This is a genomic window from Paenibacillus sp. FSL L8-0158 (genome assembly GCF_038592965.1).
In the GTDB taxonomy this organism is placed as follows: Bacteria; Bacillota; Bacilli; order Paenibacillales; family Paenibacillaceae; genus Paenibacillus; species Paenibacillus polymyxa_D.
On the sequence record NZ_CP151949.1, the window covers coordinates 5,102,504 to 5,115,889 of the forward strand.

The 13,386-nt window shown below is 44.6% G+C and carries 28 protein-coding genes; all 28 read right to left on the reverse strand.

The window, feature by feature from the left end:
- Window positions 1-127: 127 nt before the first annotated feature.
- Window positions 128-523, reverse strand: coding sequence for a 30S ribosomal protein S11 (gene rpsK / locus NSQ68_RS22580; protein WP_013312144.1), 396 nt, complete (start codon window positions 521-523; stop codon window positions 128-130).
- A 19-nt stretch (window positions 524-542) separates the two neighbouring features.
- Window positions 543-911: a 30S ribosomal protein S13 gene (rpsM, locus tag NSQ68_RS22585; protein ID WP_007432560.1), complete on the reverse strand. Its 369-nt coding sequence runs from the start codon at window positions 909-911 to the stop codon at window positions 543-545.
- A 21-nt stretch (window positions 912-932) separates the two neighbouring features.
- On the reverse strand, window positions 933-1,046 hold the full coding sequence (gene rpmJ / locus NSQ68_RS22590; RefSeq protein ID WP_003333770.1) for a 50S ribosomal protein L36: 114 nt from the start codon (window positions 1,044-1,046) through the stop codon (window positions 933-935).
- A 118-nt stretch (window positions 1,047-1,164) separates the two neighbouring features.
- Window positions 1,165-1,380 carry a translation initiation factor IF-1 gene (gene infA, locus NSQ68_RS22595; RefSeq protein ID WP_006212898.1) on the reverse strand — a complete coding sequence of 72 codons (216 nt, stop codon included), beginning with the start codon at window positions 1,378-1,380 and terminating at the stop codon, window positions 1,165-1,167.
- Window positions 1,381-1,382: 2 nt separating this feature from the next.
- Window positions 1,383-1,691 (reverse strand): KOW domain-containing RNA-binding protein, encoded by a 309-nt coding sequence (locus tag NSQ68_RS22600; protein WP_307354345.1) that lies wholly within the window; start codon window positions 1,689-1,691, stop codon window positions 1,383-1,385.
- 9 nt (window positions 1,692-1,700) lie between these two features.
- On the reverse strand, window positions 1,701-2,240 hold the full coding sequence (locus NSQ68_RS22605; protein WP_307354347.1) for a M24 family metallopeptidase: 540 nt from the start codon (window positions 2,238-2,240) through the stop codon (window positions 1,701-1,703).
- A 5-nt stretch (window positions 2,241-2,245) separates the two neighbouring features.
- Entirely contained in the window at window positions 2,246-2,890 is a 645-nt protein-coding gene (locus NSQ68_RS22610) for an adenylate kinase (RefSeq protein ID WP_013312147.1), read from the reverse strand.
- Window positions 2,891-2,980: 90 nt separating this feature from the next.
- Entirely contained in the window at window positions 2,981-4,279 is a 1,299-nt protein-coding gene (secY, locus tag NSQ68_RS22615; RefSeq protein ID WP_013312148.1) for a preprotein translocase subunit SecY, read from the reverse strand.
- Window positions 4,279-4,719 (reverse strand): 50S ribosomal protein L15, encoded by a 441-nt coding sequence (gene rplO, locus NSQ68_RS22620; protein WP_013312149.1) that lies wholly within the window; start codon window positions 4,717-4,719, stop codon window positions 4,279-4,281. Before rplO ends, secY begins: the two co-directional genes overlap by 1 nt.
- A gap of 43 nt (window positions 4,720-4,762) precedes the next feature.
- The gene (gene rpmD, locus NSQ68_RS22625; protein WP_013312150.1) at window positions 4,763-4,948 is read right to left on the reverse strand and encodes a 50S ribosomal protein L30; all 186 of its coding nucleotides are present in this window, start codon (window positions 4,946-4,948) and stop codon (window positions 4,763-4,765) included.
- A 12-nt stretch (window positions 4,949-4,960) separates the two neighbouring features.
- Complete coding sequence (gene rpsE, locus NSQ68_RS22630; protein ID WP_013312151.1) at window positions 4,961-5,458, reverse strand: 30S ribosomal protein S5; 498 nt, start codon at window positions 5,456-5,458, stop codon at window positions 4,961-4,963.
- Window positions 5,459-5,485: 27 nt separating this feature from the next.
- Entirely contained in the window at window positions 5,486-5,854 is a 369-nt protein-coding gene (gene rplR, locus NSQ68_RS22635) for a 50S ribosomal protein L18 (protein WP_007432568.1), read from the reverse strand.
- Between the two features lie 115 nt (window positions 5,855-5,969).
- On the reverse strand, window positions 5,970-6,512 hold the full coding sequence (gene rplF, locus NSQ68_RS22640) for a 50S ribosomal protein L6 (protein WP_029514488.1): 543 nt from the start codon (window positions 6,510-6,512) through the stop codon (window positions 5,970-5,972).
- Between the two features lie 33 nt (window positions 6,513-6,545).
- Window positions 6,546-6,944: a 30S ribosomal protein S8 gene (rpsH, locus tag NSQ68_RS22645; RefSeq protein WP_007432570.1), complete on the reverse strand. Its 399-nt coding sequence runs from the start codon at window positions 6,942-6,944 to the stop codon at window positions 6,546-6,548.
- 32 nt (window positions 6,945-6,976) lie between these two features.
- A complete protein-coding gene (locus tag NSQ68_RS22650) occupies window positions 6,977-7,162 on the reverse strand; it encodes a type Z 30S ribosomal protein S14 (RefSeq protein ID WP_010348808.1) in 186 nt (61 codons plus the stop codon).
- Between the two features lie 76 nt (window positions 7,163-7,238).
- The gene (gene rplE, locus NSQ68_RS22655) at window positions 7,239-7,784 is read right to left on the reverse strand and encodes a 50S ribosomal protein L5 (RefSeq protein WP_007432571.1); all 546 of its coding nucleotides are present in this window, start codon (window positions 7,782-7,784) and stop codon (window positions 7,239-7,241) included.
- A gap of 31 nt (window positions 7,785-7,815) precedes the next feature.
- The gene (rplX, locus tag NSQ68_RS22660; RefSeq protein WP_013312155.1) at window positions 7,816-8,169 is read right to left on the reverse strand and encodes a 50S ribosomal protein L24; all 354 of its coding nucleotides are present in this window, start codon (window positions 8,167-8,169) and stop codon (window positions 7,816-7,818) included.
- Between the two features lie 36 nt (window positions 8,170-8,205).
- Window positions 8,206-8,574, reverse strand: coding sequence for a 50S ribosomal protein L14 (gene rplN, locus NSQ68_RS22665; protein ID WP_007432573.1), 369 nt, complete (start codon window positions 8,572-8,574; stop codon window positions 8,206-8,208).
- A 34-nt stretch (window positions 8,575-8,608) separates the two neighbouring features.
- Entirely contained in the window at window positions 8,609-8,872 is a 264-nt protein-coding gene (gene rpsQ, locus NSQ68_RS22670; protein ID WP_007432574.1) for a 30S ribosomal protein S17, read from the reverse strand.
- Window positions 8,873-8,922: 50 nt separating this feature from the next.
- Window positions 8,923-9,120, reverse strand: coding sequence for a 50S ribosomal protein L29 (rpmC, locus tag NSQ68_RS22675; protein ID WP_007432575.1), 198 nt, complete (start codon window positions 9,118-9,120; stop codon window positions 8,923-8,925).
- The gene (gene rplP / locus NSQ68_RS22680; RefSeq protein WP_007432576.1) at window positions 9,110-9,544 is read right to left on the reverse strand and encodes a 50S ribosomal protein L16; all 435 of its coding nucleotides are present in this window, start codon (window positions 9,542-9,544) and stop codon (window positions 9,110-9,112) included. The genes rpmC and rplP overlap by 11 nt, the downstream gene beginning before the upstream one ends.
- A 2-nt stretch (window positions 9,545-9,546) precedes the next feature.
- Window positions 9,547-10,212: a 30S ribosomal protein S3 gene (rpsC, locus tag NSQ68_RS22685; RefSeq protein ID WP_013312156.1), complete on the reverse strand. Its 666-nt coding sequence runs from the start codon at window positions 10,210-10,212 to the stop codon at window positions 9,547-9,549.
- A gap of 13 nt (window positions 10,213-10,225) precedes the next feature.
- Window positions 10,226-10,558, reverse strand: coding sequence for a 50S ribosomal protein L22 (gene rplV / locus NSQ68_RS22690; protein WP_013312157.1), 333 nt, complete (start codon window positions 10,556-10,558; stop codon window positions 10,226-10,228).
- A gap of 36 nt (window positions 10,559-10,594) precedes the next feature.
- The gene (gene rpsS / locus NSQ68_RS22695; protein ID WP_007432579.1) at window positions 10,595-10,873 is read right to left on the reverse strand and encodes a 30S ribosomal protein S19; all 279 of its coding nucleotides are present in this window, start codon (window positions 10,871-10,873) and stop codon (window positions 10,595-10,597) included.
- Window positions 10,874-10,945: 72 nt separating this feature from the next.
- Window positions 10,946-11,776: a 50S ribosomal protein L2 gene (gene rplB, locus NSQ68_RS22700; protein WP_013312158.1), complete on the reverse strand. Its 831-nt coding sequence runs from the start codon at window positions 11,774-11,776 to the stop codon at window positions 10,946-10,948.
- A 30-nt stretch (window positions 11,777-11,806) separates the two neighbouring features.
- Entirely contained in the window at window positions 11,807-12,097 is a 291-nt protein-coding gene (rplW, locus tag NSQ68_RS22705) for a 50S ribosomal protein L23 (RefSeq protein ID WP_014278314.1), read from the reverse strand.
- A complete protein-coding gene (gene rplD, locus NSQ68_RS22710) occupies window positions 12,097-12,720 on the reverse strand; it encodes a 50S ribosomal protein L4 (protein WP_013312160.1) in 624 nt (207 codons plus the stop codon). The genes rplW and rplD overlap by 1 nt, the downstream gene beginning before the upstream one ends.
- Before the next feature lie 26 nt (window positions 12,721-12,746).
- Window positions 12,747-13,370 carry a 50S ribosomal protein L3 gene (gene rplC / locus NSQ68_RS22715; protein ID WP_013312161.1) on the reverse strand — a complete coding sequence of 208 codons (624 nt, stop codon included), beginning with the start codon at window positions 13,368-13,370 and terminating at the stop codon, window positions 12,747-12,749.
- Window positions 13,371-13,386: the final 16 nt, after the last annotated feature.

A 13,386-nucleotide genomic window follows, 5' to 3' on the forward strand; every position in this document is an offset into this window, starting at 1 on the left:
CCCTCCTTCAAAACGTCGCTCCTATATGAAACATTCACCTTATCCATAGTCTATCATGCAGTATACCTAAACATCCATTCTTGGCAGTTTGTGCCGGATCTATACTACACGCAGAGGAGAAATCTCATTAGACGCGACGACGTTTTGGAGGACGGCATCCGTTATGAGGTACCGGAGTTACGTCTTTGATCAGGTTAACTTCCAAACCAGCAGCTTGCAAAGAGCGGATTGCTGCTTCGCGACCTGCACCAGGTCCTTTAACCATGACTTCGACAGTTTTCATGCCGTGTTCCATAGCAGCTTTAGCAGCAGTTTCTGCGGCCATTTGCGCTGCGAATGGAGTAGATTTACGGGAACCACGGAATCCCATGCCGCCTGAGCTGGCCCAAGAGATTGCGTTACCGTGTGGATCTGTGATCGTAACGATCGTGTTGTTGAACGTGGAACGGATGTGTGCCACGCCAGTCTCGATATTTTTACGGTCACGGCGTTTTGTACGTACAACTTTTTTCGGTTTAGCCATTGAATGTTATCCTCCCTTCTTATTTCTTTTTGTTCGCTACAGTCCGACGAGGACCTTTACGGGTACGAGCATTAGTTTTAGTACGTTGTCCGCGAACAGGCAACCCACGACGGTGACGAACACCACGGTAGCAGCCAATCTCAGTCAGACGTTTAATATTCAAGGAAATTTCACGACGCAGATCGCCTTCTACTTTAACTTCTTTGTCGATCGTTTCACGTAATTTGCTCACTTCATCTTCAGTCAAATCACGAACACGCGTGTTTGCACTGATGCCTGTTTCCTTCAAGATTTTCTGAGAAGTCGTTTTACCGATTCCGAAAATGTAAGTCAAGGCGATCTCAACGCGTTTGTCACGTGGCAAATCCACACCAGCTATACGAGCCATTTTACGCTACACCCCCTTCTATTAACCTTGTTTTTGTTTGTGTTTCGGATTTTCGCAAATAACCATTACATTCCCTTTGCGGCGAATGACTTTGCATTTTTCGCAAATAGGTTTTACAGAAGGTCTTACCTTCATGTTGATTACCTCCTCCAAGCTTTACCCTGGTAAAACTCGCTTCGTGAACATTCACATCGTTTTGCCGAGCAAAACAAGTTTTTTTAAATGATATACGTTTAATAAAAACCTGCATGAATTACTTGCGGTACGTTATACGGCCTTTGGTTAAATCGTAAGGCGATAACTGTACAACCACCTTGTCGCCTGTCAAAATACGGATAAAGTGCATCCGCAGCTTTCCGGAAACATGAGCAAGAATTTGATGACCGTTCTCCAGCTCTACCTTGAACGTAGCGTTCGGCAGTGGCTCGATTACCGTACCTTCAACCTCAATGACATCTTCTTTGGCCAAAGTCAGTCTCCTTTCTCTTCAGCTTGGTATTCGGACGAATCCAGGAAAGTTTTCACTGCATGGCGCAGCTTTCCATTCGTCACCCGACCGCTTTCGTTTAAACTGTTTACAATCTCGCTACTAATCTTTGGCTGAGGCATCAAATGAAGAACATTTTTCTTCTTCGCTTGATCAAACTTTCGTTTATCCCCATCCGCAATATATACAAACCTGCTATCTGCTACTGAAACGACAACCGCAATCTGTCCGGCACCTCTGCCTTTCAGAATCTTCACCAGCTGACCGATTTGCAGGTTTCCTTGCTGAATCATTCCAATCACCTACGCACTCAGTTTCGTGAAAATGTCCATGCCGTCCGTTCCGCACGTCACCGCTTGCTCGTTATGAGCACATGAGGTTACGTTCATCGTAACGACCGTCCAGTTGTCTTCCAGCGTCCCTACATGGTGAGAACCTATTTGAATCATAGATTCAATAGCCAGCACAATGCCGGTTTTCAGCCTCGGCCCCTGCTCAGGAATACCACGGTTTGGATTCTCAATATATTGCCGAATGGCATGCGACATTGTAAACTGGCGAGTTTTCGCGATGATATCGCCTTTGTTTAACTTGCGTTTGCCGGGAAATCCGTGCACCAGTTGTTCGTTGACTGAAGCGCAAATGCTAGCAGGAAAACCGTTATAACCTTTAAAAGACGGCACAGCTCCCTGACTGCGAATATACCGATCAGCTAAATGATCAAGTTCACCGGTCGTAATACCGGGCTCGATGTGTCCTGCCAAGAAATGATCCGTTTCCGTAACTATTCTCTCAGCTTTCCTCATAAAGCTTGATTCCGTCCCCGACTTGCAAATGATCATTACAGCTAACCCCGCAACAAGGACACGATATTTTGGGAAACCACATCAATATCCTGTTCTCCGTCGATATGACGCAGAAGATTCTGGTTCTCATAAAACGTGAGGAGTGGTGCTGTTTTATTACTATATTCGTCAAGTCGTGTTCTTACGCTATCTTCATTATCGTCAGGACGCTGATAGAGTTCCCCACCGTCTTTGTCGCAAATGCCTTCAACCTTAGGAGGATTAAAGACAATATGATAGCTAGTTCCGCAGCTTTTACAAACCCGCCGTCCTGTGATTCGTGCCAACAAGTTGTCACTATCCACTTTCAAGTTGATAACGTCATCTAGCTTCGTATTCAAACGACCCAAAATTTGATCCAAGGCTTCAGCCTGAGCCAAAGTTCTTGGAAAACCGTCCAGCAAGAACCCTTTCTTGCAATCTGGCTGTTGTAGCCGTTCTTCAACGATGCCGATTGTTACGTCATCCGGAACAAGTTCACCCTTGTCGATATATTCTTTAGCTTTAATGCCAATAGGTGTTCCCTGTTTCATCGCTAGGCGAAAAGCATCACCTGTCGAGATATGAGGAATGCCGAATTCCTTCACAATGACATCTGCTTGTGTACCTTTACCAGCCCCCGGAGGGCCCATGATCAAAATATTCACAATCTGTCACTCCTCAAGACGACCCCTACACAAGAAACAGCACAAAAGGTGCCGGTAAGCATGCGAACATCCTAAGCCGGTACCTATTGCCTATTTGTTGATGAAGCCTTTGTAATGGCGTTTGATCAGTTGGCTTTCGATTTGCTTCATTGTATCCAATGCTACACCAATGATGATGAGCAATGAAGTACCGCCAATTTGCACGGAACGAGGCAAGCCCGAAAGCGAACCGAAGAATACCGGCAAAACGGATATGACAGCCAGAAACAAAGCTCCTGTCATTGTCAAACGTGACATTACTCGTGTCAAGTATTTCTCCGTGGCTTTACCCGGACGAATTCCCGGAATATAACCGCCGTTTTTCTTCATATTGTCGGCCATTTGCTGCGGATTCATCTGTACAAAGGTATAGAAGAATGTGAAACCGATAATCATTACGACATACAAAACCATGCCCAGCGGCTTGTCATAATACAAGTAAGTGGTAACCCACTTAGCCCAAACATGATCTGCCCAGAAACTCGCAATAATTGTCGGGAATTGCAGCAATGATACCGCAAAGATTACCGGAATAACGCCTGCCGCATTAATTTTCATCGGAATATGCGTATTCTGGCCACCGTACATTTTGTTGCCAACTACACGTTTCGCGTATTGTACCGGGATTTTCCGAATACCTTGCTGGATGTAGATAACACCAACAATAATCAGAACAATCACCAGAGCAATTATAATTGCCTTCAGAATATTCATAAACAGCTGATCAGCCTGAATAAACTGAGATTCTACAACCGTCCGAATATGTCTTGGAATACCCGCCGCAATCCCTGCGAAGATAACAATAGAGATACCATTGCCGATTCCCTTTTCGGTAATTTGCTCACCGAGCCACATAAGGAACGTAGTTCCTGCTGTAAGCACAATGGCAATGACCAGATAATCTGCAAAAGTGGCTCCTGGAATCATCGCTGCACCGTACAGTCGATTAAAGCCAATCGACGTTCCGAATGCTTGAATCAGGCCAAGTATTACCGTACCATAACGCGTAATTTGAGCCAACTTCTTTTTACCATGCTCTCCTTGTTTAGCCCATTCCGCAAGTTTCGGAATCACGTCCATTGACAGCAACTGTACAATGATGGACGCTGTAATATATGGCATAATCCCGAGGGCAAAGATCGAAAACTGATACAATGCGCCCCCTGAGAAGGTGTTAAGGAGTCCAAACAACTCGCTTCCTGCTTGATCCTGAGAAGTAAAGACTTGCTTGTTCACGCCGGGAACCGGCACGAAGGAGCCAATACGATATACAAAGAGTATAAACAGGGTGAACAGGATTCGGGTTCTAAGATCCTCAACCCGCCATATATTTTTCAGGGTCTTGAACATTAGATCACCTCGGTTTTACCGCCGGCAGCTTCAATTTTCTCTACCGCAGATTGAGAGAACTTGTTCGCTTTAACTGTCAATTTCACAGTGATTTCACCGTTACCCAGAATTTTAATTCCGGATTTGGCGTTTTTCACAATGCCATTGTTCAGCAAAAACTCAGGGCTTACTTCTGTACCCGCTGCAAAACTGTTCAAATCTTCGATATTCAAAACCGCATACTCTTTACGAGTAGGATTTACGAAACCGCGTTTAGGCAAGCGACGATACAGTGGGTTTTGACCACCCTCGAAGCCCGGACGTACACCACCGCCGGAACGAGCGTTTTGACCTTTATGACCACGACCAGAAGTTTTACCCGTACCGCTACTAGGACCACGACCCAAACGTTTACGTTCTTTGCGGGAGCCTGGAGCTGGGGAAAGCTCATGTAACTTCATCGTTCGTTGCACCTCCTTGATTATTGTTAAAATACTTTATTTCTTAAGCCTCAATTTCTTTAACAGAAACCAAATGGCTAACTTGATTAATCATCCCGCGAATAGCTGCATTGTCGGGTTGAACTACTTTATGGTTGATTTTACGCAAGCCGAGCGTTTTAACAGTCGTTCTCTGATTACCAGGACGGCCGATCAACGAACGAACGAGGGTAATTTCTAATTTCGCCATGATATTCCCTCCTTAGCCCAGCAGCTCTTCGATGGATTTGCCGCGCAATTTTGCAACTTCTTCAGCGCGTTTCAAGCGGGACAAACCTTCCAAAGTCGCATTGACCATATTCATGGAATTCGAAGAACCCAAAGATTTTGTCAAGATATCACCTACACCAGCAAGTTCCAGTACAGCACGAACCGGACCGCCAGCGATAACTCCAGTACCTTCCGATGCCGGTTTCAACAGAACCCGGCCAGCACCGAACTTACCTGTAACAAGGTGAGGAATTGTTGTTCCTACGAGTGGAACGTGAACCAGGTTTTTCTTAGCATCTTCAATACCTTTGCGAATTGCATCAGGTACTTCGCCAGCTTTACCGATTCCAGCGCCTACCCAGCCGTTGCCGTCGCCCACTACTACCAGAGCACTGAAGCTGAAACGGCGTCCGCCTTTGACAACTTTAGCTACACGATTAATATTTACTACTCTTTCAGTCAGTTCCAAAGTATTCGGATCTACACGCAAGTCGTTAACCTCCTTTTGAGAAATGTCTTAGAATTCAAGGCCTGCTTCGCGAGCTGCATCAGCCAAAGCTTGAATCCGTCCATGATACAAGTATCCACCACGGTCAAATACGATGTTAGCATGACCTTTTTCTTTCGCACGTTTAGCAACGAGTTCGCCAACCTTACGAGCTGCTTCTACACTACCGCCGTTTTTGATTTCGCTGCTCAGTTCTTTATCCATAGTGGATGCAGATACCAATGTTACACCAGCTACATCATCAATCAGTTGTGCGTAGATATGCTTGGAAGAGCGGAATACGTTCAAACGAGGACGTACAGCCGTACCTTCGATTTTCTTACGTACACGCAGATGTCTTCTGACACGTGCTTTATTTTTATCTTGTTTTGTAATCATCTCAAGTTTTCACTCCCTTCAGTTTGCCTTTTAAAACTTTATACTAAGACGCACTGGGTAAAAAAGAAGTACGAAGTCTTTCCAGCAGAAAGACCGCACAAAGTCGGTAAGAAACTTATTTCTTCTTACCGGCTTTACCTTCTTTACGGATGATGCGCTCGCCTTCGTATTTAATCCCTTTACCTTTGTACGGTTCAGGTTCACGAACGGAACGAATTTTAGCAGCGTAGGCACCTACACGCTCTTTATCAATTCCGCGAACGATGATTTTAGTGTTCGAAGGAACTTCGAATTCGATGCCCGCTTCCGGTGTGATTTCAACCGGATGAGAATATCCAACGTTCAGAACGATTTTATCTCCGGATTTGCTTGCACGATATCCGACCCCAACCAGCTCCAGAGATTTTGAAAATCCTTCAGTTACACCACTTACCATGTTGCTGACAACGCTGCGGGTTGTTCCATGCAAAGAGCGGTGAAGTTTGTTGTCCGAAGGACGAACTACATTAATTTCATTGTTTTCCACAGTAACGGACATGTCTTTATGAAGCTCACGAGTCAATGTTCCTTTAGGACCTTTAACTGTGATCGCTGTGTTGTTCAAAGTCACGTCAACACCACTTGGTACTGTGATTGGTTTACGACCAATACGGGACATATCTGTTGCACCTCCTATCTTTTAAACGTTATCTTACCAAACGTAGCAAACAACTTCTCCGCCGGCTTTGGACTGACGTGCTTCTTTGTCGGTCATGATACCTTTGGATGTTGAAATGATTGCGATCCCGAGTCCACCCAGTACACGTGGAATCTCATTGCTCTTCGTGTAAACGCGAAGACCTGGTTTACTGATTCTTTTCAAACCTGTGATAACACGCTCGTTGTTCGCACCGTATTTCAAGAAAATACGGATGATCCCTTGTTTGCTATCTTCAACAAATTCCGCATCACGAATGAATCCTTCACGTTTCAGGATGTCGGCGATTTGTTTTTTCATTGTAGATGCAGGCATTTCTACTGTTTCGTGACGAACTGTGTTCGCGTTACGAATACGAGTAAGCATATCTGCAATTGGATCAGACATAGTCATTGTGTATAAACCTCCTTCCCAAACAGGACTTTTTACCAGCTTGCTTTTTTCACGCCAGGAATCTGGCCTTTATAAGCTAATTCACGGAAGCAAATTCTGCAGATCTTAAACTTTTGCAGTACCGAATGTGGACGACCACAACGCTCGCAACGAGTATAAGCACGAACTTTAAACTTTGGTGCGCGTTGTTGTTTGACTTTCATTGAAGTTTTTGCCACTTAGCCTGACACCTCCTAAATAGATTCGGAGAACAGGGTGTCTTTTAAATCAGACGCCCGAAACGTTATGCCAACATTATTTCGCGAAAGGCATGCCCAGTTGAGTCAGAAGCTCACGGGACTCTTCGTCAGTTTTGGCAGTCGTTACGATAACGATGTCCATACCACGAACTTTATCAACTTGATCATACTCGATTTCCGGGAAGATCAACTGTTCTTTCAGGCCAAGCGTGTAGTTACCACGTCCGTCGAAAGCTTTAGTCGATACACCATGGAAGTCACGTACGCGAGGAAGAGTAATGTTGAACAATTTGTCCAAGAAATAATACATACGCTCGCCACGAAGTGTTACCTTTACACCGATCGGCATGTTTTCACGCAATTTAAAACCTGCAATAGATTTTTTTGCGCGAGTGATTACTGGTTTTTGACCAGCGATCAGCTGCATGTCGTTGAGAGCTGAATCAAGTACTTTGGAGTTTTGGACTGCGTCGCCAACACCCATGTTGATTACAACTTTCTCGATTTTAGGCACTTGCATCACTGTTGTATAGTTGAACTTCTGCATCAAAGCAGGAGTGATTTCTTTCAAGAAACGTTCTTTCATTCTTGTTGTAGCCATGAATCATATACCTCCTTTCTTCAAAAAATAATTAGTCGATCACTTCGCCAGAACGTTTTGCAATGCGCACTTTTTTTCCGTTGTCCAAAACTTTGTAACCAACACGGGTTACTTTTCCGCTCTTCGGATCAATGTGCATAACGTTGGAAACGTGAATCGGAGCTTCTTTCTCGATGATGCCGCCTTGTGGATTCAGCTGATTAGGCTTTTGGTGTTTTTTAATCATGTTAACACCTTCCACAAGCACACGGTTTTGACGAGGGTAAGCAGCGATAACGCGACCTTTTTTACCTTTATCTTTACCTGTAATCACCAGAACAGTGTCGTCTTTTTTGACGTGCAGCTTGTTGTTATGGGATTCCAGAACTTTTTTCACTTTTGGCATTTCGTACACCTCCTACGGGCACATTTTAAGGTGAGTTTAGATCACTTCCGGAGCCAAGGAAACGATTTTCATGAAGTCCTTGTCACGAAGTTCGCGAGCAACTGGTCCGAAAATACGAGTACCACGTGGGCTCTTGTCTTCTTTAACGACCACTGCTGCGTTTTCGTCAAATCCGATGTAGGAACCGTCTTTACGGCGGATAGAACGTTTAGTACGAACAACAACCGCTCTTACTACATCACCCTTTTTGACAACGCCGCCTGGTGTTGCTTGTTTTACGGAACAAACGATCAGGTCACCAATTTGAGCTGTACGACGTCCCGTACCACCGAGCACACGGATACACATCAGTTCCTTCGCGCCGGAATTGTCAGCTACAGTCAAACGTGTAAATGGTTGAATCATTTATTTATCCTCCTTTCGGAAAAACTACACTACATTAGATTATAACAGCTTTTTCAACGATTTCGACCAGTCTCCAGTTTTTGTCTTTGGACAAAGGGCGAGTTTCCATGATTTTAACAGTATCACCAATTTGTGCAGTGTTGTTTTCATCATGAGCTTTGAATTTCTTAGTTACTTTAATGCGTTTATGGTAGAGATCATGTTTTTTGTAAGTTTCTACAGCAATCACAATCGTTTTATCCATTTTGTCGCTGACTACTTTACCGACTAATACTTTACGGGCATTACGTTCGCTCATTGTTGGCCTCCTTCCTAATTACAGGCGGATTTTCCACCCGGTCTGATATCTTAGCTAATCCCAAGTTCTCTTTCACGGATCACAGTTTTAGCACGAGCAATTTCCTTACGCACAGCGCCGATCCGAGTCGGGTTATCAAGCTGACCGGTAGCGAGTTGAAAACGAAGGTTGAAAAGTTCTTCTTTAAAACCGGAGATCTTTTGTTCGATTTCAGCAGTGGTTAGGTTGCGGAATTCACTAGCCTTCATTTGCTTCACCACCCAATTCTTCACGTTTCACAAACTTAGTTTTGATTGGCAGTTTGTGAGCGGCAAGACGCATTGCTTCACGAGCAATCTCTTCCGGAACACCAGCAAGTTCGAACATAATCTTGCCTGGTTTCACTACTGCAACCCATTTTTCTACGTTACCTTTACCACTACCCATACGAACCTCAAGAGGCTTCTGAGTAATTGGTTTGTCAGGGAAAATTTTAATCCAAACCTTACCACCACGTTTGATGTAACGAGTCATCGCAATACGAGCAGCTTCGATTTGACGGTTAGTAATCCATGCAGGTTCAGTAGCTTGCAAACCGTACTCACCAAAGTTCAATGTAGTACCGCCTTTTGCACGACCCTTCATATGACCACGTTGTTGTTTACGATGTTTTACGCGTTTTGGTACCAACATGATTAGTTGCCTCCTTCCTGAGGAGCTTGTTTCTTAGCTGGAGGAAGAACTTCTCCACGATAGATCCATACTTTCACGCCAAGACGACCGTAAGTAGTATGAGCTTCCGCTGTACCATAGTCAATGTCGGCACGAAGCGTATGCAGTGGAACAGTTCCTTCGCTGTACCCTTCGGAACGAGCGATTTCGGCACCGCCAAGACGTCCGCCTACTTGAGTTTTAATTCCTTTTGCTCCGGAACGCATAGTTCTTTGAATCGCTTGTTTCAAAGCACGACGGAAAGAAACACGACGTTCCAATTGTTGTGCAATGCTTTCAGCAACCAGAATTGCATCCAGTTCAGGATTTTTAATTTCAGAAATATTGATGTGTACCTTTTTACCGCCTGCGATTTTAGTAATTTCATTACGCAGATTTTCAACTTCGGAACCACCCTTACCGATAACCATACCTGGTTTCGCAGTGTGAATCGTTACGTTGACACGGTTAGCTGCTCTCTCGATTTCAACACGGGATACAGCGGAGTCTTTCAATCTTTTTTTCAGATGTTCACGAATTCTAACGTCTTCCAGCAAAAGATCACCGAAATCTTTGCCTGCATACCATTTGGATTCCCAATCACGGATAATACCGATTCGGAGTCCGACGGGATTTACCTTTTGGCCCACACGTTTTCCCTCCTTATTTTTCAGATACCACCAGAGTAATATGACTGGTGCGTTTGTTGATGCGACTTGCACGACCCATTGCACGCGGGCGGAATCGTTTCATTGTAGGACCTTGGTTTACAAAAACCTGAGATACTACCAATTTATTCACGTCCAAAGAGTAGTTGTGATCTGCATTTGCAATCGCAGAATTCAACAATTTCTCAACGACTGGAGAAGCGGACTTTGGAGTGTGACGAAGAATTGCGATCGCCTCACCAACCTGCTTACCACGAATCAAATCGATAACAAGTTTCACTTTGCGAGCAGAAATCCGTACGGACTTAGCATGTGCTTTTGCTTCCATTGAGTTTACCTCCTCTCAAACACTACGCTGTGTTGATTATCTTCTTGTTTTCTTATCGTCATCCGTATGGCCTTTGTACGTACGTGTTGGAGCGAATTCGCCCAATTTGTGTCCGACCATATCTTCCGTTACGTATACTGGCACGTGTTTACGACCATCGTATACACCAAACGTATGTCCGATAAATTGCGGGAAAATCGTAGAGCGACGGGACCAAGTTTTGATTACCACTTTTTTGTCCGACTCATTCAAAACCTCTACTTTTTTCAACAGGTAACCATCAATGAATGGTCCTTTTTTGAGACTGCGACCCATTTATGAATCCTCCCTTCGTTAAAACATAGTCGTTCCTTAATATGTTAACGTGCGACTTAAGCGCACGTTTTATTACTTAGTACGACGACGAACGATGTACTTATCAGATGCTTTACCTTTTTTACGCGTCTTGTAACCAAGGGTTGGTTTGCCCCATGGAGACATTGGAGATTTACGTCCGATTGGAGCGCGACCTTCACCACCACCGTGTGGGTGATCGTTAGGGTTCATTACAACACCGCGAACTTCAGGACGTTGTCCCAACCAGCGACTACGACCGGCTTTACCGATTTTCACCAGTTCGTGGTCTTCGTTACCTACAGAACCGATTGTAGCGCGGCAAACTTTCAGAATGCGGCGAACTTCACCAGAAGTCAAACGAATTGTAACATACTTTTCTTCTTTACCAAGAAGTTGGGCTTCCGTACCAGCGGCGCGAACGAGTTGGCCACCTTTACCCGGTTTCAATTCGATGTTGTGGATAACCGTACCTACTGGAATGTTTTCCAATGGCAAGGAGTTACCGATTTTGATATCGGAACCTGCACCGGATACCACTTCGTCTCCTACTTTCAGACCTTTAGGAGCGATGATGTAACGTTTTTCACCATCCACATAGTGGATAAGTGCGATGTTGGACGTACGGTTTGGATCATATTCGATCGTAGCAACGCGGCCCGGTATTCCATCTTTGTTACGTTTGAAGTCAATAATACGGTATTTACGTTTGTGTCCGCCGCCTTGATGACGAACTGTAATTTTACCTTGGTTATTGCGTCCAGCTTGCTTGCTCAGAGGTGCCAGCAACGATTTCTCGGGCTGATTAGTTGTAATCTCCTCGAAAGTAGATACAGACATAGCACGTCTGGCCGGGGACGTTGGTTTATACTTTTTAATTGGCACTGAGTTTCCCTCCTTACTTTACAGATTCAATTATACCGTTTCAAAAAACTCAAGCGGCTTACTGTCTTTGCTCAGCGTTACGAACGCTTTCTTCCACTCGCTCGTATAGCCGGAATGACGTCCGTAGCGTTTTGGTTTTGCAGGAACACGAAGCGTATTTACGCTACTTACTTTCACGTTAAAAATGGCTTCAATTGCTTTTTTAACTTCGACTTTGTTAGAACGAATGTCAACCTCGAAAACGTATTTCAAGTCATTCATCATACCAGCCGTACGTTCGGTGATAACCGGACGTTTGATAATATCACGAGGATCCTTCATTACGCGAGCACCTCCTCTACCTTCTGAACTGCTTCCTTCGTAATGATCAGTTTGTCGTGTCCGAGCACATCAAGAACATTAATGCCATCTGCGGCTACAAACTTCACACCAGGAATATTACGAGCGGAAAGTGCTACATTATCATCATAGCTAGGAGCTACGATCAATGCTTTACGATCAGCTTTAAGGTTATTCAAAATGGCTGCGAATTCTTTCGTTTTAGGTCCGTTCAGTGTAAGAGCGTCCAATACGATAATTTCATTCTCAATCACTTTGGATGACAACGCCGATTTGATCGCCAGACGACGAACTTTTTTAGGCAATTTGTAAGCATAGCTACGTGGAGTCGGACCAAATACAGTACCGCCACCAACCCATTGCGGTGCACGGATCGAACCTTGACGAGCGCGGCCAGTACCTTTTTGTTTCCAAGGTTTACGTCCGCCACCACGTACTTCAGAACGTCCTTTTACTTTGTGAGTACCTTGACGCAGGGAAGCCAATTGCATAACAACAGCGTCATGAAGAACGTGTTTATTCGGCTCGATGCCGAACACTGCGTCATTCAATTCAATTTCACCAACTTGGCTGCCGCTAATATTAAATAGTGCTACTTTTGGCATTTCGTGTTCCTCCTTTCTTCAGTTGTTTATTTTTTCACCGTTTCTAATACTTTAACGAAGCTATTTTTAGGTCCTGGAATGGAACCTTTCACGAGCAATACATTACGTTCTGTATCGATCTTAACAACTTCAAGACGTTGGATCGTTACCGTTTCATGCCCCATGTGTCCTGGCAGATGTTTACCTTTAGGAACGCGGTTAGCTTGAATGGAACCCATAGAACCTGGACCTCTGTGGTAACGCGAGCCGTGTGCCATTGGTCCGCGGCTTTGTCCCCAACGTTTGATAACGCCGGCAAAACCTTTACCTTTAGAAATACCTGTTACGTCAACGAACTCGCCTTCTGTGAAGACATCAGCCTTCAGTTCTTGGCCAACCTCGTACGCAGCAAGGTCGATGCCACGAAGTTCACGAACGTAGCGCTTAGGTGCAGTATTTGCTTTTTTCGCATGTCCTGCTTCAGGTTTGTTGGATCTTTTTTCTTTTTTATCAGAGAAACCGAGTTGGATAGCTTCGTATCCATCGTTTTCCAGATCTTTCTTTTGCAGAACAACACAAGGACCTGCTTCGATAACCGTAACAGCAAGTACGTTACCTTCAGGGGTAAACACTTGAGTCATTCCGAGTTTTTTTCCTAAGATACCTTTCATGTTGACACCTCATTTC

Bases quoted from the DNA above. Each gene is read 5' to 3' on its own strand.
- rplV (WP_013312157.1), bottom strand. From the start codon at position 10,558: ATGGAAGCAAAAGCACATGCTAAGTCCGTACGGATTTCTGCTCGCAAA.
- rplF (WP_029514488.1), bottom strand. From the start codon at position 6,512: ATGTCCCGTATTGGTCGTAAACCAATCACAGTACCAAGTGGTGTTGAC.
- rpsH (WP_007432570.1), bottom strand. From the start codon at position 6,944: ATGACTATGTCTGATCCAATTGCAGATATGCTTACTCGTATTCGTAAC.
- rpsK (WP_013312144.1), bottom strand. From the start codon at position 523: ATGGCTAAACCGAAAAAAGTTGTACGTACAAAACGCCGTGACCGTAAA.
- rplN (WP_007432573.1), bottom strand. From the start codon at position 8,574: ATGATTCAACCATTTACACGTTTGACTGTAGCTGACAATTCCGGCGCG.
- NSQ68_RS22605 (WP_307354347.1), bottom strand. From the start codon at position 2,240: ATGATCATTTGCAAGTCGGGGACGGAATCAAGCTTTATGAGGAAAGCT.
- rpsS (WP_007432579.1), bottom strand. From the start codon at position 10,873: ATGGGTCGCAGTCTCAAAAAAGGACCATTCATTGATGGTTACCTGTTG.
- rplX (WP_013312155.1), bottom strand. From the start codon at position 8,169: ATGCCAAAAGTGAAAAAAGTTCTGGAATCCCATAACAACAAGCTGCAC.
- NSQ68_RS22600 (WP_307354345.1), bottom strand. From the start codon at position 1,691: ATGATTCAGCAAGGAAACCTGCAAATCGGTCAGCTGGTGAAGATTCTG.
- secY (WP_013312148.1), bottom strand. From the start codon at position 4,279: ATGTTCAAGACCCTGAAAAATATATGGCGGGTTGAGGATCTTAGAACC.
- rpmC (WP_007432575.1), bottom strand. From the start codon at position 9,120: ATGAAGGCTAGTGAATTCCGCAACCTAACCACTGCTGAAATCGAACAA.
- rpsQ (WP_007432574.1), bottom strand. From the start codon at position 8,872: ATGAGCGAACGTAATGCCCGTAAAGTATTAGTCGGTAAAGTAGTCAGC.
- rplE (WP_007432571.1), bottom strand. From the start codon at position 7,784: ATGGCTACAACAAGAATGAAAGAACGTTTCTTGAAAGAAATCACTCCT.
- rplP (WP_007432576.1), bottom strand. From the start codon at position 9,544: ATGTTGGTACCAAAACGCGTAAAACATCGTAAACAACAACGTGGTCAT.
- rpsM (WP_007432560.1), bottom strand. From the start codon at position 911: ATGGCTCGTATAGCTGGTGTGGATTTGCCACGTGACAAACGCGTTGAG.
- rplO (WP_013312149.1), bottom strand. From the start codon at position 4,719: ATGAAGTTACATGAGCTTTCCCCAGCTCCAGGCTCCCGCAAAGAACGT.
- rpmJ (WP_003333770.1), bottom strand. From the start codon at position 1,046: ATGAAGGTAAGACCTTCTGTAAAACCTATTTGCGAAAAATGCAAAGTC.
- rpmD (WP_013312150.1), bottom strand. From the start codon at position 4,948: ATGGCGAAATTAGAAATTACCCTCGTTCGTTCGTTGATCGGCCGTCCT.
- rplW (WP_014278314.1), bottom strand. From the start codon at position 12,097: ATGAAGGATCCTCGTGATATTATCAAACGTCCGGTTATCACCGAACGT.
- rplC (WP_013312161.1), bottom strand. From the start codon at position 13,370: ATGAAAGGTATCTTAGGAAAAAAACTCGGAATGACTCAAGTGTTTACC.
- rplR (WP_007432568.1), bottom strand. From the start codon at position 5,854: ATGATTACAAAACAAGATAAAAATAAAGCACGTGTCAGAAGACATCTG.
- rplD (WP_013312160.1), bottom strand. From the start codon at position 12,720: ATGCCAAAAGTAGCACTATTTAATATTAGCGGCAGCCAAGTTGGTGAA.